Source organism: Streptomyces ziwulingensis, assembly GCF_039542605.1.
GTDB classification, from domain to species: Bacteria; Actinomycetota; Actinomycetes; order Streptomycetales; family Streptomycetaceae; genus Streptomyces; species Streptomyces ziwulingensis.
In genome coordinates, this window is the sequence record NZ_BAABIG010000128.1 from 1 (window position 1) to 537 (window position 537).

Below are 537 nucleotides of genomic sequence, written 5' to 3' on the forward strand. Positions count from 1 at the left end.
CCCAGCCCGCCCAGCAGCGCGGCCACCGCGTCCCGGTCCGTCACATCACAGGCCGGCACCGCCACCGACTCGGCACCCAGCGACTCCAGCTCCGCCACCAGCTCCCGGGCCCCGTCCGCCTCCAGCCCCCGCCGGCTCACCAGCACCAGATGCCGGACACCGTGCCGGACCACCAGATGCCGCGCCAGCAGACCCGCAAGCGAACCCGTACCACCCGTGATCAGCACCACCCCCTCCGGATCCAGCACCGGCCCCACCGGACCGGCCGGCACCGCACGGACCAGACGAGGCACGAACAACCCCGCACCACGCACCGCCACCTGCGACTCACCGGTCGCCAGCACGGCCGCAAGGACCGTCGCGTCCAGCTCGGTGCCCGGGTCGAGGTCAGTGTCGACGAGGACGATCCCGTCCGGATTCTCGGCCTGCGCCGCGCGGATCAACCCCCACACCCCCGCACCACCCGGATCGGTGACCGTCTCGTCACCCCCGGCCGGCACCGCACCCCGCGTCACCACGACCAGCCGGGTGTCCTCC

General features: G+C 74.1%; 1 protein-coding gene. It reads right to left on the minus strand.

The window, feature by feature from the left end:
- Positions 1 to 518, minus strand: a 518-nt coding sequence (locus tag ABEB00_RS35765) for a KR domain-containing protein (protein WP_345624911.1), incomplete at its 3' end; no start/stop codon positions are given.
- Positions 519 to 537 lie beyond the last annotated feature (19 nt).